Here is a 679-nt window from a genome sequence, read left to right as displayed (position 1 = left end):
TTTTAGAAGTGTTAATATTCTTGCTACCTTCTGTTATTATAAAGTCAGCCGTAACATTTTTTAGTGATAAGTTGTTCTCTATGAAGAAAGAATCTTCATTGGCTAGGAGCTTATTTATTCTTGTGATTTTTTCTTTATCGACTAACGCAATTCTAATTTGGAATTTTTCAGTCAACGGTGCATTGGCTGGTTTATATTTGTCACTGTTTGGTCAGTTAATTATAACTTATCTTTTAGTTCGGAGGAGTGGTAAGCATGTTGCTTAGAATTATAGGGGCTTTGAATTATTTTATATTTAGATTAATACCAAAGAGCATACTTTTACGGGTCTATAAAAAAAGAGTAAATAAAAATAAGTTGAGTGATCTCAATTATAAACTTGAAGGGAAAAAGATTGCTATATTAGCTCCTCATCCTGATGATGAATATTTAGCAATTGAAAGTCTAGAGACAGATAAGTTAGAGGGGGCTATAACTTATTTTCAGTTGACTGATGGCTTAAGCAATTTTGACTTTAACAAATTAGGGAGGCTTCTACGTATTAATGAAACGTATGAGTACCTCCATAGTAAAGGAACACTGGATCATAATATTATTCGCCTAAAATATGATGAGCATTTTAGAGAGTCAGAGTTTGATCTTATTAGAACCAAGTTCAGTAATGATGTTAATATTAATC

The 679-nt window shown here is 31.2% G+C and carries 2 protein-coding genes; both read left to right on the top strand.

The features are described from left to right. A partial coding sequence (locus ASV53_RS24355; RefSeq protein WP_141226330.1) for a polysaccharide biosynthesis C-terminal domain-containing protein occupies positions 1-266 on the top strand: 266 nt, incomplete at its 5' end. Beyond that, positions 256-679, top strand: a 424-nt coding sequence (locus tag ASV53_RS24350) for a hypothetical protein (RefSeq protein WP_141226329.1), incomplete at its 3' end; no start/stop codon positions are given. The genes ASV53_RS24355 and ASV53_RS24350, both read left to right, overlap by 11 nt.

This window comes from Photobacterium sanguinicancri (genome assembly GCF_002265265.1).
Lineage (GTDB): Bacteria > Pseudomonadota > Gammaproteobacteria > Enterobacterales > Vibrionaceae > Photobacterium > Photobacterium sanguinicancri.
This window is presented reverse-complemented; position numbering and strand designations above follow the sequence as displayed.